The organism is Paenibacillus sp. FSL L8-0708 (genome assembly GCF_038009325.1).
GTDB classification, from domain to species: Bacteria; Bacillota; Bacilli; order Paenibacillales; family Paenibacillaceae; genus Paenibacillus_AQ; species Paenibacillus_AQ odorifer.
The window spans coordinates 3,414,736-3,429,021 of sequence record NZ_JBBPBC010000001.1; the positions used below are offsets into that span (position 1 = coordinate 3,414,736).

Below are 14,286 nucleotides of genomic sequence, written 5' to 3' on the forward strand. Positions count from 1 at the left end.
ATGACTCTTACTCTTGAAGAAATGTACAACATGCAAAAAGAACTAGACGCAAAAATCGTTGCAGAAAAAGGACTTGAAGGTCAGGATCTGCTTTACAAGCGAACACTGGCTCTCCAAGTCGAGTTGGCAGAGTGTGCAAATGAGTACAGGGGATTTAAGTTTTGGAGTGATCGCAGCGAACCAAAGCATGGATACGATGCCCTGATTGAATGTCCGAAATGCAGCGGAAAGGGATTTTGGTTTAGTGGAGAACGCGTTATCTGTGGTCGTTGTGATGAAAAAGGGAAGATTACCAATCCCCTTCTGGAAGAATTCGTTGATTGCGTTCATTTCTTCCTGAGTATCGCAGGTCAATACGGCTGGCTGGACGCTCTTTATATTTCAGAAGATGCAATTGAAGAAACAAGGGACGAAGGTTTAGATGGAGAAGTAACAGGTGCATTCTTGGAATCGATGTACTGGCTCATGAAATTTCATATGGAAAGAGACCGCGATGAGAAGATTGAGGAAAAACTCGGAAGGACAAAGCGTGAGATATGTTTCAGGAATGCTTGGTATGTATTTTTAGCTATCGGTCTTGTTGGATTCAATTTTACATTCGAGCAGATATCCGATGCTTACGCAGCCAAGAACAAAGTCAATCATGAGCGTCAGGTGAATGGATATTGAACAAATACAATGCCAAGAAGGTCATAGTTACCTCAGACGGAACAATGTTCGAGGAAGCACAACTGAAGAAATACAATATCAAAATCACCGGGAACAGATTCGACAGCATGATGGAAGGCGAGTATTATCGGCATCTACTGCAGTTGAAGAAGATTGGACTCATAAAGGAATTCACTCTTCAGCCCAAATATATACTTCAAGAGAATCCTAAGATCACGTATATCGCTGATTTCCTAATCACCAATATAGACGGATCAGAACGGGTAGTGGACATAAAAGGTGCTGAAACGGCAGTATTCCGTACGAAGTTGAAGCTCTTCCAAACAAAATATCCAACTATACGCATTGAAATACTGACTAAAAAGCGTGGTGAGTTTGTTCCATTGGATCAAGTAAAGAAAGAGAAAGCAGCCCAGAAACGGGCTGCTAACAAATTAATTAAGAAGGCAGAAGGGAAGATGAAATATGAGCGCATCGGCTACCCAAAAGGACGTAGTACTCGAAAGCCAAGATATTGATAGATACCTAGATGAAAATGATAAAAGTGAACTGTCTCGGATCATTTGGAAAATAGAAAAGCTAAAGTCTGCTGAGAACGATCCGAATCAATTAACGGCTACTCTCTCGGAAAACTCACTTTTCATAGTTGCCGAGTAAATCTATGGATAAGGTCATTGAGAAAATAAAACTGAGAGGTGGGCAACAAAAATGACAGCTGAAGAAATTATTAGGATGAATCCAGGTAAGGAACTGGATGATCTGGTTATAACGGAAGGCTTAAAGGACGGTTTCTCTCCTTCAACAAATATGAATGATGCTTGGATATTAAGAGGTCATTTCATAGACCAATTTGGCGGAGGATTTGAACTCGTTAGATATTGTGACGAATTTCCTGAGCATTGTTCTTGGGATAATGATGGAAAGAAAGTACTTGTATGGGCTAAAACTGGGGCTGAGGCGATCACGAAAGTAGTAGCATTGGCTGTACGTGACCTTTACGGAGACTTTCATCCTTGGGTATTGTTCCCGGAAATGCAAGGTAAGTTCATAGAGGATCTGAAGAGAAACACAACACTGTTCAATTAAAACAAAGGAGCATAGAGGATTTATTCCTCTTGCTCCACCTTCAACTCTATCAATTCTTTTATGTCCTTCAATTCAAGAACCTCAGCTATTTTCTCAAGATGTTCACGGTTAATTGAGGTTCGCATGTTATTGCATATTTCACTTATAGCGGCTCTACGAATACCTGTCTTCTCAGCCAGTTGCTTTTGAGTCCAACCTCGATCATCAATGAGCGTTTGAACATTAAGAATTATTGAAACCATGCGTTCTTCCACCTCCAATGAGTAGATTCTATCATAAGAAACAAAATTCCGCAATTTCGTAATTATTATGTTGACGATACGAAATAACGGAATTATAATAAATATATAAATACGACATAACGAAATTTAGTAACTAATTATAGCCGAAGGGCTTTAACTTTGGAGGATATGATGGAACAATGGAATACATTTATGATCTACCGCGGAATTGAAATCCAGATTAAAGGATCTCAATACCGCATAAACGACCCTAGATTTAATCCTGGGACAAGAAGATTTGAACCAATCATGGCGTTAGATGCTATTGATGCGGTGATTAAACAATCATGAAGTGAAGTCGTGCCAGCGACAATAAACAGGCCATTAGGCTGGTAGCGTTCCGGTGACTCTGCCGGAGGTTGGTAACACAACATCAATGCATCAGGAAAAATTTCCTGATGAAGAGAAAGGAGAATCTTATGAATAAAAAAACAATTAACCTTGCCGAACTGGACGATGCGCCACAGGAGATTAAGGAAGCAATCGCTTTTTATGCAGCGCATACCATTCTACCACTTCATTTCACGGCATCTGAGCGTGAGCGTCATTATAGAACACTTGAACAAGCTGGTTATTTAGAGCAAATCACATAATATCCGTAGCGTTAACGCATTAACCAAGAACTAAAATCGAGACATAGGAGGTGAGAATGAGCAATGAGTGAACACAAAACATTCTGGAAACCTGAAAAGCAAGTAAAGGAGAAAAAGGCATACAACAGCTTGAGTCAACGAAAATCTAAAGCTAAGAAGGAAGTACCTGAATGGAAGAAAGGACTCCTTGCTCACCACCAACCAGGACAAAGCTCAAAAGATCGCTGTGACTTTGATAAAGATGTACTAGCTGAAATAATTGCTGAGCAAGACGAAGCATGCCCATGCTGTAAGGTTGCACCAGCAAACACGACACATCATGTCTGGCCTAGAGGTCGTAAGGGTCGAGGTGTCAAGACCAACGCCTTGCGGGTATGCTGGCCTTGCCACGACAAAATCCAAACTAATGACGAGCTTCTTCAATACTGGATTTCTGTATACCGTGAAAAATACGGAGATTACTTCTGGTTTGACGAACAAGATTGGGAAGAACACAATCGAAAAGTGGCTATTCAGCAGGAAAAAGAACGTCAAAGAGAAGAAAAACAGAATCAAATAAAACCAGTCGTTGACCTACTTAGTTCAGCAGCTGGACGGAGTCTTAAGGCAAAGGAACTTCATTTGCTGCAATCGCTTGAGGTCAAGGACATGGCAGTATTCGCCACGCTTATGGCTGACGTGTTCGGTAGACCTTTGGAGGAACCAAGAGTTTACAGCTATGGTGAACGCTTTGAAGATTAGGAGGATAAAGATGGGTAGAAAATCCATGGATATATCTCGCATAAGAGACAGTCACCCGTCTCTAGGAACTAAAGAACAATGTGTAAAGGAACACCGAAAATTAGTTTTGAAGATAGCGAATCATTACGAATCTAGAACGTTCGGCGCAGTGGATATTGAAGACCTAATTAGCGAAGGAAATTATGCATTGTTATTGGCTTACGATAGGTTTGATGAGAACTCAAGCAATAAATTCTCAACATTTGCTTATCCGTACATTCAAGGATTCATCGTTAGGTATCTGGAAAGCAAGGTTAACACTATAAAAACACCATTTCACAGTAAAGTCCCACCAAAGTTAGTGATGTCACTGGATAGTAAAATAAATCATTCAGACAATGAGGATTTGGAATTTTCGAATATCATACCTGTAAATCAAGATCTAAGTCTCATAGAAATTGAGGAATTTATCAACACCTTGAAAGAATCAGAAAGAGCTATAGTTAATATGACTATGGAAGGATACAGCAATGGCGAAACAGCCGCAGCACTAAAAATTTGCAGAAATACTGTCACAAACATAAAGTGTAGGATTCGGAAAAAGTATCTCATGTATGTATCGTGATAATTCTTATAACAACGTGAGGTAATTAGTTAAATGACTGAAACAGAACAGCGCAGACACTTCCAACGGATTAAATCCCTGAGTAACGATAAGTTTTGGAGATACATGAATGTACTGCATACCCGAGCTTATACCAAGGCAGAAAACCATTATCAAGAGGCTATGGATATCGTATTAACACCAAAGCAGAAAGCAGCAGTAATTGCTAAGGCTAATGAGATTCGAGAGTTATGGGATGGCATGCCATCAATCACGTTAGATGCTACAGAGGATGCAGAAATGCGAGAGTTGGGAGTTTAAAAGATAGCAAAAAAAATATATGCAGAAGATGCAACTGCACAACAAATAATTCAATTAAAGGGAGCGAAATATATGTCATTGGAAAAAAGCATTAAGGACGTTATTTCTAAAAAGCTAGAGGATGGCACGATCGAGAAATTGATTGCAGAACAATTAGAAAACGGAATTAAAAATGCTCTTAAAGATCTACTTGGCTCTTATGGAGACGTAACAAAGGTTATAGAAAAGCAAGTTAAATCTGTAATGGTTCCTTATTTGGAAAATTACGATTATAGCGAATACATCACTAAGCTGGATTCTGTTTTAGTGGATGTGCTGAAAAGTTCGGCGCTAGAGAACAAAAAGATGTTGGAAAACTTTAAGAATTTAATGATTCCAGATGAAATGAAAACCATTAAGGTAACTGAATTGTTTGAACGCTGGAAGAAATATGTAGAAGAAAACGTTGAAACAGATGGTCTTGAGGTTTGCTACGATGATGAGCCCAGCTACGAATATGTGGATGTACGTTTTGAAGTTGAATACAACGAAGAGCGGTCTTGGAGCAGCATGAAGCATGCAGTTTTGGTATTTGAATGTGAGCATGACGAGAAAATGAATTACGAAATCCGAATTCACACATGGCCTAAATACGATAAAGGCGAATGGACGATTGAACGCAATTCTATTCAAGATATAAATTCACTAAGACACTTGGACGAGTTTTCTATATTCCTAATGAAACTCAATCAAAATGGGACAAAGCTTATTCTTGATACTGATTCTGATGGAGATGAAGTTAAACCAGATAAAGAACCAGAAGCGACTTTCTCTTAATAATTGATTCTGTTGATATAAGGTGGGGCGTAAATCGCCCCCTATAAAGGAGACGATTGGCAATGGAAAATACGTTAACTCTTGAACAAATGTTTGAAATGCAAAAAGTACTGGATGCTCGAATCATCAAAGAAAAGGGGCTTGAAGGCGTTGATCTGCTGCCTAATACAATATTAGCTCTTCAGGTAGAAATCGGAGAACTGGCGAATGAATGGCGCGGATTCAAGCATTGGAGCAAGAATCAGAAACCACGTACTCGTGCCGTGCGGAGCTTGGGCGTAGATGATATTGGTGTCGAGCGCGGAGAAGCTTACAATCCTCTACTAGAAGAATACGTAGACTGTCTACACTTCTTCCTGAGCATCGCGCGGCAGCTTAACCTTCCTGCGGATGACCTATACATCCCGGACGATGTAGCGGAATTGAAGACGGTTGTTCTTTTTACGGAGATTTTGCACAATGTCGGAATGATCATCGGGGGCGAATTTTTGGTAGGAGGATACGAAAGATTCAAAGATGAGCAACGACACTTTTTCCGGGGAGCACTGGCTTGCTTTTACTCGCTTGGTGAGCAACGCCTTGGCTTCTCATTTGAACAGATCACTGAAGCCTATGCAGCCAAGAACAAAGTAAACCATGATCGTCAATCCAATGGATATTAAGAGAGGGTGACATTATGACTGAACTTAAGAAATGCCCCGAATGTGGTCGGACACTTTGTCAACTCTGTGAGGAAAAACATTCTGAATTGGTCATGAAAAATAAGTTCAATGGCAACGAACTCGAAGTGTGCAAATCCTGCCATAAGGAGGTATGGGGCGAATGAAAGATTCAGGAAAAGTTTCCTTACCGACACCAGAACGGATAGAAGAGATCAAACAAACTGCTGATGATAGTTGGTTTGCTGCTGACAATTCTAGAGGAGCAGAAGCGCACTTGAGAGGTGAAGTGTTTGCCTTATGTGAAGGCACGAACGAGTTGCTGGCTGCTCTAGAAGAGGCAGAACATAAGCTTGGCGATACAGGTAATGCACTTGAAATAAAACGCATGCTTTTGGAAAAGGCAAATTACGAAGCTGGACGTCAACGAGTATTCAAGGAATCGGCAGAGAGGAAGCTGGCAGAGGCACAGCAGACCATAGCCCGGCACGAGACAGCTTTAAACGAAATAATTGCTTATAGCACAGATGAAAATGCTGTAGATGTTGCAAGTGTTTCGATGGGATATGTGGAAGGGGAGAAGACAGATGAACAGATATAAACACGAACTTGGATCAAAGGTAACGGCGAAGCAAGATATCCCCTATACCTCAAAGACATTTGAGGGCGAAGAAACAGAAGGTGTAATTACGTCTGGTAGCGTTGGTGAAATCAATTCCAGTGGTTGGGACTCGCGTTATGGATACGTGGATATGTACGATGTCTTGTTCATTTTTGATGAAGGTGAAGAAGAAGTTACTTTTTTCTTAGCGGACTTGGAGAGAACTTGTGACATACATCCACCTGAGGAAGGGAGCGACAAGGCATGAATGATTTAGGACAGGGACCTATAAAACTCGTTGATGGTCAATTGCGTGACGACCTCTCTCGTCTCTGGTGTGCATGCGGACAGCCGGCAGTACACCAAGCGCTGCACGAACTACCTCAGTATCAATTTCAGTGTGTGAAATGTAGTGCAGGTTGGGAGGGCGAATCATGACACAGATAAAGGATAAGACCGATCAGCAGCTTAACCGGGCGCTGGCGGAGTTGATGGGGTACACAATCTACCACTATGACAAGGATGTTGCAGAGAGATGCTATTTTGAATTAACAGATCCTGATGGATATCCGGAGATTGTATTCGGTGGAGAACGTAATACGGAGCTTGAAGCATGGGCTGACGTTCCTAACTACTGCAATGACCCTGCTGCCAGCCTAGAGGTACAGACAGCAGCGTGCAAAGAGCGCTTCTACTGGTACATTCAGGCGCTATCTAAGGTTGTAGGCGCTGACGGATATTGGGATAGTGGGGCATTAGATTATGAAGGGATAACTCTATTGCTCACCGCCAGCCCCCGAGAGTGGGCAGAGGCGGCATATATCACGCTAAGTAGTGCGAAGTAGACGCATACAGCGAAAGAAGGTGAACCAGTATTGATTAAATTACTATCACTTTTCGGCGGCATAGGGGCTGACATTAAGGCTCTGAAGAATTTAGGTGAAAAGGTTAAAACCATTGACTACGTGGAATGGAAAGAAAACCGTGTGAAAGCCTACAACGCCATGAATCCTTTTCGTTATCACGCGCAAGACGTAAGGGTGTGGGATCTAAAGCCTGACATCCTGGTGCATGGCAGCCCTTGTCAAGATAACTCAGTGGCCAACTTAAACGATGACAAAGGACGCTCAAAATTAATGCTTGAAACACTTCGTATCATTCGTGAAATGGGTGAGTGGCGTCCTGCAGTTGTAATTTGGGAAAACGTCAAGGGAGCAACATACCAGAGTAAAATGCCTATTTTAAATGAGTATTTGCTTGAAATGGAGAGGATGGGCTACAGGAATTCATCAGAAGTGCTGCAAGCAATGGATTTTGGTATACCACAAAGCCGTGAACGACTATTCTGTATTTCTATTTTGGGGGGCAAAGCTTTCGATTTCTCGAAATTAACAAAACGCCCCCTGCTACCTATAGAAGATTTTCTACAGGATGAGAGTGAAATTGATCTTGAAAAATATATCGTTAGCATCCCGTCTATGTTAAACAGGCTGGCCGACTTGGCAACACCGGAAGAGATCGAGGCTAATAAATCTAAGTTTAGATACGTAGAAACCGTAGAATCCCACTTCTGGACATTAACTGAGCGACCAGACAGATGTCCAAGCCCAGGAGTAATCAAGTTGAGTGATGGACGATACCGGTATCCGACAGAGCGTGAGTACTGGCGTTTGATGGGATTTGATGATATGGACTTCGATCTCATGCTAAAAGAGTTTCCGGTCAAACCAAACTACCGAAGTCGAACATTGTACGCTTTAGCTGGTAACAGCATTGTTGTACAAATGCTGGAAGCAATATTCGAAGTGATAATAAGTAAGGACTACGGAATGGATTTAACGGCAACTGCAGATGGGCAATTACAATTTATTTGCTGATGCGCTAGGCCGTTAGGCCATCGTCCGACAGCATAAACCCAGCAACGCGGGGGCCGAACCAGATCATTAAGGGAGTAGGAGTATCCCTCCTCTCCCACAAGGAGGATATAAGAGATGCCAATATTAACGAACAGTGAAGGAATGAAGACGGTAGAGTTTGGGGCAGGAGATATTTTGCTTCACCATGTATGTACTGGAACAAATAGTTCAAACGGCTTGTCTTTCAAACAGCATGAGCCGCGAGTGATCGGAGAACGCACGGAAGAGTACGCTGGATTGGAAATGGAAGAGCATAACCCAGAAGTTCATTTTACTTTCAAGAGCATTGATTCAGTTGACGTGTTAATCGAAATGCTTCATGAAGTTCGGGATTGCATGGTGGCTGAGGAGGTAAATTCCCAATGACACAAAGGGACTGGCAAAAGGATATGGAGATGGCACATACAGCCAGATACGAGCATACCATCATCCACCTTAACAATGTGCTTGATTCACTGTTCTACTGGCTGGGTGCATATGGCGGCTTAGAATCAGCATATGAAAAACAAATAGCTGAGTCTGGAAAATATTCGGAGCGTGCAGACGCAGCAGAGGCTCGAGTAAAAGAATTAGAGAATAGCGCACGTTTCGAATTAATACGTCATATCCGCACTGAAGCAGATAGAAAAGAATATCTTCTTGCTGAGGAAATAATTCGGCTGGAGGAACGGGAAAAGCAACTAAAAGAGGAATCGTCCGAGGCTATAGAGGGGTTATACCAAATCATTCAGCGCGGTGACTTAACAAGTCTCGACTTGGACCAAGCAGAGGAAGTTTATAAGCGATTCAGGTCCACCCTTTACCCAGATACCCCAGCACCCACAAACGAGGAGGACCTGAAATGAACGAATGGGACGTAATCACACACATGGGCAGGCTGCCAGATAAAATCATTCTCAACGGCGGCGGAATGAAATCGAAATCGTGGAAGTGTTCAAAGTGCGAGACTGTACACGAATCTGAGGTTAAAATTAGACCTCCGTCACCTTGCAAATGCGGAAGTATATTTTTTGAGAAACTGTCTACCCCAGCACCAAAGGAGGACAACGATGAAGCTAGTGAAATTAAAAGACGTGATTGAGACCTTGGATGATCTCAAGGATAGCTATAATGATTTGCGCTTGTTGATTGCCGACCAAGTAAGAGACAAGCAAATTGCTGAAGCAAAAGATAACTTCGAGAAGTTGGAGAGCTTAGGAAAAGCAATAGAGCAAATGGAAAACCTGAATGTCCAAGTTTAGAAAAATTTGAGGTTGAGGAAGGAGATAACCAATGAGTACATGGAACGAACTAACGAGAGTCAATAAGACGCGCAAGGATCACAAATGTGCTGCGACAGGACGTACAATCCCATCTGGTTCAAGTTGCTGGAATTACAGGGGTGAGTATGAAGGAGAGTTTCAAAATTGGTACATGTGCGATGAAGCTAAAGAATTTATGGATGCCAACCCCACACTTTTCAACGATCCAGACGGATATGAATGTTCCTATATCGGTGAAATGTTGGATGAAGCAAAACGGAAATCAAAGGAGGCTAACCAATGACACTCACAAGGGAAGAGATACTGGCGATGGACCCGATTGAACTTGGTCCAGTGGTTGCAGAGCATGTATTCAAAGCCAAAGTTATCGGTAAGGAAAACTTTCCTGAGCTTAGCCTGCTGATCGGTTGGTTTGGATATGAAGCATGGAAGCCAATGAAGGGCACATGGCACAATGCAGAATGGAGAAATTCAGAGGAAAAGGCGTGGCTTGACTGCCCGCGGTTCGGTGAAGACATATCCGAGGCATGGGAAGTGGAAGAGCGTATAAAGGTACTTAGATTACACACTGGATATGTCTCATGTATAAAACAGGTTTTAGTTGGTACTGGTGAGTATGTAGGGATGTTTGATTACATTCATGCAACGGCTGAACAAAGGTGTAAGGCTGCATTACTGGCTGTACTGAACTTATAAGGGGGCTGAGACAATGTGGCAAATAAGAATTTACGACAGGGAGCATTTTTGGGACGATAATTTTCAACTCATGGAACTTGTGAAAGAAGTGGAAGCCGAACCCGAATTCGGAGAAACATTTGAGATCAATGGCAAGACATATCGTAGCTGTGCTAAAAGCCCTAAGAAAAAGGTTCTCGGTGTGGAAGAGATCACTCTTGATCACGAGCATGATGAAGAGTATGGAGATGAATTGAAGTGTCCTTACTGTGGTCATGAATATGGTGATGCGTGGGAAATGAAAGAAGATAGTGACACGATTGATTGCAGTACCTGCGGGTCACAAATTGAATATGAACGAGAGTATTCAGTCTCGTATACTGTCAAACCAGTAAAAATTGTTGAAGTAGTGAAATTGTAATTTAGGGGGCTGATACCCCAATCAAAGGAGACGATACACGATGGGCAGCGGACTGAAATATAAGTTCTGGGATAAAGAAGAGAAGGTCATGATCGATCCGAGGCATATTGGCGATAGATATTCCCTTAATTACTATCAAGGTCTTTGGATGTCAGATACTAAGAGAATAGATGAGGATGGTTATGATTATGAAATGGACGTTGAATTCCTGAGATTCGCTGATATTGAAGATAAGAACGGAGTGGAAGTCCACCAAAGTCACATTCTTAAAATTCCTGATCTATACGAAACGCCGGAAAATACAGAAACCACATATCACAATGAAGTGGTCACCTATGAGGAAGGTACTTTCAAGGTCGGCGGACAACCTTTGCTAGATGATGATCGGGATTACTTAAGTCGAGAAGCAGAAGTGGTCGGAAATATATATGAAAATCCTGAATTACTAGAGAAGGCAGAGGTATAAGGGGGAGAAGAGGATATGCCGTTACTTGTTTTAATATTCGCTCACTTGTTGGCTGACTACCCATTACAAGGTGATTTCTTAGCAAAGACGAAAGGTAGCAACGTAATATCATTGATCTCGCATGCAGGGATATGGACAGGAACAATTTTAGTTGCAGTTCATCTGCTGGGTTACCAAGTTAATTTTTATGACGTTGTATTTCTTTTCGTGGTCCATGCGATTGCAGACTATTGCAAGGCGAAGCCAATAGGAATCTACACACGACTGGACAATTTAAAGGGTGGATTGCTCTTAGATCAGGGCGTTCACTTGATGCAGATACTTGTGCTCATGGCGGCGAAAGGAATGTTTTAGGCCGAAGGGCAACGATTCGACCGAAATACTCAGGCGGAGCCGGTAGCCGTATAAGGTTATCTGCTCCCCATAAAGAGAGGAACAAGACACTATGAGTGAAGAAAGATTTGAGGTTAAGCCCTACGGAGTTCGTTACAGATGTGAATGCGGCGGAGAAATGAAACCATCAAGTCATATACTTATGAGCATTCCTCCACAGTATCCACACGAATGCAATAAATGCAAAGCTGTAGTCAATTTGACAAAGCGTTACCCTACAGTCGAATGGGAGGAAACAGACAATGCCTAAACTGATAGACGCAGAAAAGTTGTTGGAAGGTATGAAACAACATCTCAAAAAGCTAGATGCTCAACTGCCTATCAACGATGAAATTCGCTTTCAGCGCAATGATGCACAGCAGGACATTTTAGAACTATACATCAGGAAGTTGGAGAAAGGCGAATTCGATCTTACAACTGAACCAAGACCAAATTACAAGGTTACTTATAATAGATGCCGAAACCATATCGTTCCAATTTATGTTGAAGAGTACATTGTACGTCCGTCAGAAAATGAAATGGAACATACAAAGCAATTACTTATGGCAGAAGAATATGTACTTGAGGAGTTGAACTAACTTGAAGACAGCACTTGAGATACATGATTACAATCTAATGGATGAAGATTATGAAGAATTTCTACGACGAGGATTCGAATCCTACGGCATACCAGAAGGACGAGAATCCGTAGTAAACATGGATGAAATTCACTCTATACTAATCGTAAATATGTAAGACAACCGCAAGGAGGTTATGTCCATGATTGAGATAATTCCAGTACCGCATAAAGATTTTACTCCTAAGAATGATCTCGCAGATATAACAAGAGCTTATCAGGTCCAGTTCTTCACCAACGCTGACCAGGAGGATATCAGGAAAGCCCTGTGGTTGCTAAACAATTATCGGACCATCAAGGGGCTGGTGGACAGTTATGAATTCGTCCTCAAGCAGCCGCAGGAACACGGACTTAATGATTTCGATATGGCGGGAGCAGAAGGAGCAGTCAAACGCCTCAGCACAAGCGACCACGTCTCCAATTTGCCAGCCAACGTACTCATTGCTAAAGAGACACGCCATCTTAATTACATGCTGTATAAACGAGTTACAGAGGCTGTGATGCACGCGGCAAATAACATCATTGATCCACATGAGTACAAGATCGTAGAATTACTGTTCACTGGTGAAAGGAAGTTCAGATACAAAGACGCAGTAGAGTACATGAGACATGAAAGGAAAAAAGGAATCTACAGCATAGAGGCTACTACGTTTGCCGAGAAGCGCCGGAGGGTCATCGCATCCCTTGCTAACACGTTATTGTTTAATGGGACGCTGGATCATGTGACGATAGATTATGGGCGTGGACGAAACAAAGAAGGCGAAATCGGATTAAGACAACTCAACCGCGAAGGGTAGATACCTGGAGCGGTATTTTTTTGCCCATTCACATAATAAGGCGTAATTTCCGTAGCGTAGCAGCACAATACCCCAAATATAATAAAGATACCGAGGCGAGAGCTTCCGTACTACTCTATATCTGGTTGCGGCAATCTGTGACGGGACATCACACCGCAGCTCATACCCGAACACCTCCTGGGCAACCGTGATCTCAGCGGCTAAAGATATGGATCGAGAATGTGAACCGGATACGTAAATAAATAACCGGGTCGAACTACTAATTGGAGACAGTGCACAGAGGGGAATACCCCGAAGCATTAAAGGTGCACATTGTTGCCCAAGCCGGGGCATGGCGGATTAGCGGTATCCGCATATTATAAATTACCGCCCAACAATAAACCGTTTGTGCTCACGGATAAATGGGCGCACCATAAAAACAGTCGATGACCCGCCTAGGGGGTATGTGTGAAGGGGATGGCCTGAGAAGCCGGAGGTCTGAACACCATCGGCTGTTTTTATGTTTTGAATATGGTATATTATGTATGAGGTCGAATCGTTAGCGGTTCAGCTTTTCAGCGTAACTGCTGGGCTCAGTAAAGAGCGCAAATCACCGTATACGTCTCACGGTTTGTATGAGCGTTATTTAGTGGCAATTGATGGCCTTTTTAAGGGTAAACGCTAAGGGAAGCTCTGGAACATGGGCTTGTAGATATGCGCCATCGGTTGCTTTTTCATATTACCAAGCGTTTGGCAATTTGGAGGTAATATCTATGAAGTTCGCAGAGGCGATTAGGCTTTCAAAGAAGTATGCTGAGTGCCCAAAGTGTGGGAATGGAAATATTGGAGCAGGTGAAGGAACAATCAACATTGATGAAAACTCATTTGAACGCACCTGTAAGTGTGGCTGGAGCAAAACGGTGAAGGATGAACAGAATTCATAGTGCTTTACATTTTGCGTGTAAAGCACTTTGCCTAAAACGTGCTGATCTTAAAGTGATATTCCTGTATATGGGATATTGGTTGTTAAATACCTGGTAATTCGGGGAAATGGTTGTACTGCTCGCAAAGCAGGAAAAGTTTCCTTGCCAAAAAAGGGAAATGCTTTCTCACGCCGAACTTTCATATTAGAACGGGGGTGAGAAAGTGAATGAAAGACAGGCGGAAGAGATGCTTCAGTATTTATCCGAAATAAACAGCAGACTGAAAAACATTGAAAATAACTCTGATAATCTTCACGCTTTTAAAAAATCGCTAGAAAACATTGAGTATGACGTTGAAAAGATTAAAAAAAATATATTGGATAGATAAATGCATCTTAGGGTGCTTTTTTTATTGATGTGGTGACGGAATAGGTAGACGCAATGTAGCGGTGTAGCTAATAGCTCTCGGTAAAAGAGCGCTGAAGCTC

29 protein-coding genes are annotated in these 14,286 nt (G+C 42.2%); 28 read left to right on the top strand and 1 reads right to left on the bottom strand.

All coding sequences use genetic code 11. The features are described from left to right. From NYE58_RS16165 to NYE58_RS16175, 3 genes are all read left to right on the top strand, one after another. A complete protein-coding gene (locus tag NYE58_RS16165; RefSeq protein WP_341002338.1) occupies nt 1-669 on the top strand; it encodes a dUTP diphosphatase in 669 nt (222 codons plus the stop codon). Beyond that, a complete protein-coding gene (locus tag NYE58_RS16170; protein WP_341002339.1) occupies nt 666-1,187 on the top strand; it encodes a DUF1064 domain-containing protein in 522 nt (173 codons plus the stop codon). Before NYE58_RS16165 ends, NYE58_RS16170 begins: the two co-directional genes overlap by 4 nt. A gap of 190 nt (nt 1,188-1,377) precedes the next feature. Continuing rightward, the gene (locus NYE58_RS16175; protein ID WP_341002340.1) at nt 1,378-1,755 is read left to right on the top strand and encodes a hypothetical protein; all 378 of its coding nucleotides are present in this window, start codon (nt 1,378-1,380) and stop codon (nt 1,753-1,755) included. A 20-nt stretch (nt 1,756-1,775) separates the two neighbouring features. Here NYE58_RS16175 and NYE58_RS16180 read toward each other — a convergent pair whose 3' ends face one another. Further along, nucleotides 1,776-1,997: a helix-turn-helix domain-containing protein gene (locus NYE58_RS16180; protein ID WP_076189966.1), complete on the bottom strand. Its 222-nt coding sequence runs from the start codon at nt 1,995-1,997 to the stop codon at nt 1,776-1,778. A gap of 171 nt (nt 1,998-2,168) precedes the next feature. Here NYE58_RS16180 and NYE58_RS16185 point away from each other — a divergent pair, with 171 nt between their 5' ends. The 25 genes from NYE58_RS16185 (at nt 2,169) to NYE58_RS16305 (ending at nt 14,186) form a co-directional block, all read left to right on the top strand. Then, a complete protein-coding gene (locus NYE58_RS16185; protein ID WP_341002341.1) occupies nt 2,169-2,327 on the top strand; it encodes a hypothetical protein in 159 nt (52 codons plus the stop codon). A gap of 128 nt (nt 2,328-2,455) precedes the next feature. Then, nucleotides 2,456-2,629, top strand: coding sequence for a hypothetical protein (locus tag NYE58_RS16190; RefSeq protein WP_341002343.1), 174 nt, complete (start codon nt 2,456-2,458; stop codon nt 2,627-2,629). A 63-nt stretch (nt 2,630-2,692) separates the two neighbouring features. Then, a complete protein-coding gene (locus NYE58_RS16195; protein ID WP_341002345.1) occupies nt 2,693-3,370 on the top strand; it encodes an HNH endonuclease in 678 nt (225 codons plus the stop codon). 10 nt (nt 3,371-3,380) lie between these two features. Continuing rightward, nucleotides 3,381-3,974 (top strand): sigma-70 family RNA polymerase sigma factor, encoded by a 594-nt coding sequence (locus NYE58_RS16200; RefSeq protein WP_341002346.1) that lies wholly within the window; start codon nt 3,381-3,383, stop codon nt 3,972-3,974. 33 nt (nt 3,975-4,007) lie between these two features. Continuing rightward, on the top strand, nt 4,008-4,274 hold the full coding sequence (locus NYE58_RS16205; RefSeq protein WP_036684298.1) for a hypothetical protein: 267 nt from the start codon (nt 4,008-4,010) through the stop codon (nt 4,272-4,274). A gap of 72 nt (nt 4,275-4,346) precedes the next feature. After that, nucleotides 4,347-5,090, top strand: a complete 744-nt coding sequence (locus tag NYE58_RS16210; protein ID WP_341002348.1) for a hypothetical protein — start codon at nt 4,347-4,349, stop codon at nt 5,088-5,090. A 62-nt stretch (nt 5,091-5,152) separates the two neighbouring features. Further along, nucleotides 5,153-5,752, top strand: coding sequence for a dUTP diphosphatase (locus NYE58_RS16215; RefSeq protein ID WP_341002349.1), 600 nt, complete (start codon nt 5,153-5,155; stop codon nt 5,750-5,752). Nucleotides 5,753-5,912: 160 nt separating this feature from the next. Further along, nucleotides 5,913-6,350, top strand: a complete 438-nt coding sequence (locus NYE58_RS16220) for a hypothetical protein (RefSeq protein WP_341002350.1) — start codon at nt 5,913-5,915, stop codon at nt 6,348-6,350. Then, a complete protein-coding gene (locus tag NYE58_RS16225) occupies nt 6,337-6,618 on the top strand; it encodes a hypothetical protein (RefSeq protein ID WP_340939610.1) in 282 nt (93 codons plus the stop codon). Before NYE58_RS16220 ends, NYE58_RS16225 begins: the two co-directional genes overlap by 14 nt. A gap of 166 nt (nt 6,619-6,784) precedes the next feature. Beyond that, nucleotides 6,785-7,195 (top strand): hypothetical protein, encoded by a 411-nt coding sequence (locus tag NYE58_RS16230; RefSeq protein ID WP_341002351.1) that lies wholly within the window; start codon nt 6,785-6,787, stop codon nt 7,193-7,195. A gap of 30 nt (nt 7,196-7,225) precedes the next feature. Then, entirely contained in the window at nt 7,226-8,227 is a 1,002-nt protein-coding gene (locus NYE58_RS16235; RefSeq protein WP_341002352.1) for a DNA cytosine methyltransferase, read from the top strand. Between the two features lie 114 nt (nt 8,228-8,341). Continuing rightward, on the top strand, nt 8,342-8,632 hold the full coding sequence (locus tag NYE58_RS16240; protein WP_341002353.1) for a hypothetical protein: 291 nt from the start codon (nt 8,342-8,344) through the stop codon (nt 8,630-8,632). Beyond that, a complete protein-coding gene (locus NYE58_RS16245) occupies nt 8,629-9,111 on the top strand; it encodes a hypothetical protein (RefSeq protein ID WP_341002356.1) in 483 nt (160 codons plus the stop codon). The genes NYE58_RS16240 and NYE58_RS16245 overlap by 4 nt, the downstream gene beginning before the upstream one ends. Further along, nucleotides 9,108-9,347, top strand: coding sequence for a hypothetical protein (locus NYE58_RS16250; RefSeq protein WP_341002359.1), 240 nt, complete (start codon nt 9,108-9,110; stop codon nt 9,345-9,347). Before NYE58_RS16245 ends, NYE58_RS16250 begins: the two co-directional genes overlap by 4 nt. Further along, nucleotides 9,316-9,507, top strand: a complete 192-nt coding sequence (locus NYE58_RS16255) for a hypothetical protein (protein WP_341002361.1) — start codon at nt 9,316-9,318, stop codon at nt 9,505-9,507. Before NYE58_RS16250 ends, NYE58_RS16255 begins: the two co-directional genes overlap by 32 nt. A 31-nt stretch (nt 9,508-9,538) precedes the next feature. Then, on the top strand, nt 9,539-9,811 hold the full coding sequence (locus NYE58_RS16260) for a hypothetical protein (RefSeq protein ID WP_076218586.1): 273 nt from the start codon (nt 9,539-9,541) through the stop codon (nt 9,809-9,811). After that, a complete protein-coding gene (locus NYE58_RS16265; protein WP_341002363.1) occupies nt 9,808-10,224 on the top strand; it encodes a BC1872 family protein in 417 nt (138 codons plus the stop codon). Before NYE58_RS16260 ends, NYE58_RS16265 begins: the two co-directional genes overlap by 4 nt. A 13-nt stretch (nt 10,225-10,237) precedes the next feature. After that, a complete protein-coding gene (locus NYE58_RS16270) occupies nt 10,238-10,624 on the top strand; it encodes a hypothetical protein (protein ID WP_341002365.1) in 387 nt (128 codons plus the stop codon). A gap of 40 nt (nt 10,625-10,664) precedes the next feature. Beyond that, on the top strand, nt 10,665-11,090 hold the full coding sequence (locus tag NYE58_RS16275) for a YopX family protein (protein ID WP_341002366.1): 426 nt from the start codon (nt 10,665-10,667) through the stop codon (nt 11,088-11,090). 15 nt (nt 11,091-11,105) lie between these two features. Beyond that, a complete protein-coding gene (locus NYE58_RS16280; protein WP_341002368.1) occupies nt 11,106-11,444 on the top strand; it encodes a DUF3307 domain-containing protein in 339 nt (112 codons plus the stop codon). Between the two features lie 281 nt (nt 11,445-11,725). Continuing rightward, nucleotides 11,726-12,061: a hypothetical protein gene (locus tag NYE58_RS16285; RefSeq protein WP_340890636.1), complete on the top strand. Its 336-nt coding sequence runs from the start codon at nt 11,726-11,728 to the stop codon at nt 12,059-12,061. Nucleotide 12,062: 1 nt separating this feature from the next. Beyond that, nucleotides 12,063-12,218, top strand: a complete 156-nt coding sequence (locus tag NYE58_RS16290) for a hypothetical protein (RefSeq protein ID WP_179088972.1) — start codon at nt 12,063-12,065, stop codon at nt 12,216-12,218. Nucleotides 12,219-12,242: 24 nt separating this feature from the next. Beyond that, nucleotides 12,243-12,896: a hypothetical protein gene (locus NYE58_RS16295; RefSeq protein WP_076138817.1), complete on the top strand. Its 654-nt coding sequence runs from the start codon at nt 12,243-12,245 to the stop codon at nt 12,894-12,896. Nucleotides 12,897-13,648: 752 nt separating this feature from the next. Further along, nucleotides 13,649-13,819, top strand: a complete 171-nt coding sequence (locus tag NYE58_RS16300) for a DUF3797 domain-containing protein (protein ID WP_076138816.1) — start codon at nt 13,649-13,651, stop codon at nt 13,817-13,819. Between the two features lie 202 nt (nt 13,820-14,021). Then, nucleotides 14,022-14,186, top strand: coding sequence for a hypothetical protein (locus NYE58_RS16305; protein WP_179088971.1), 165 nt, complete (start codon nt 14,022-14,024; stop codon nt 14,184-14,186). The last annotated feature ends 100 nt before the right edge of the window (nt 14,187-14,286 follow it).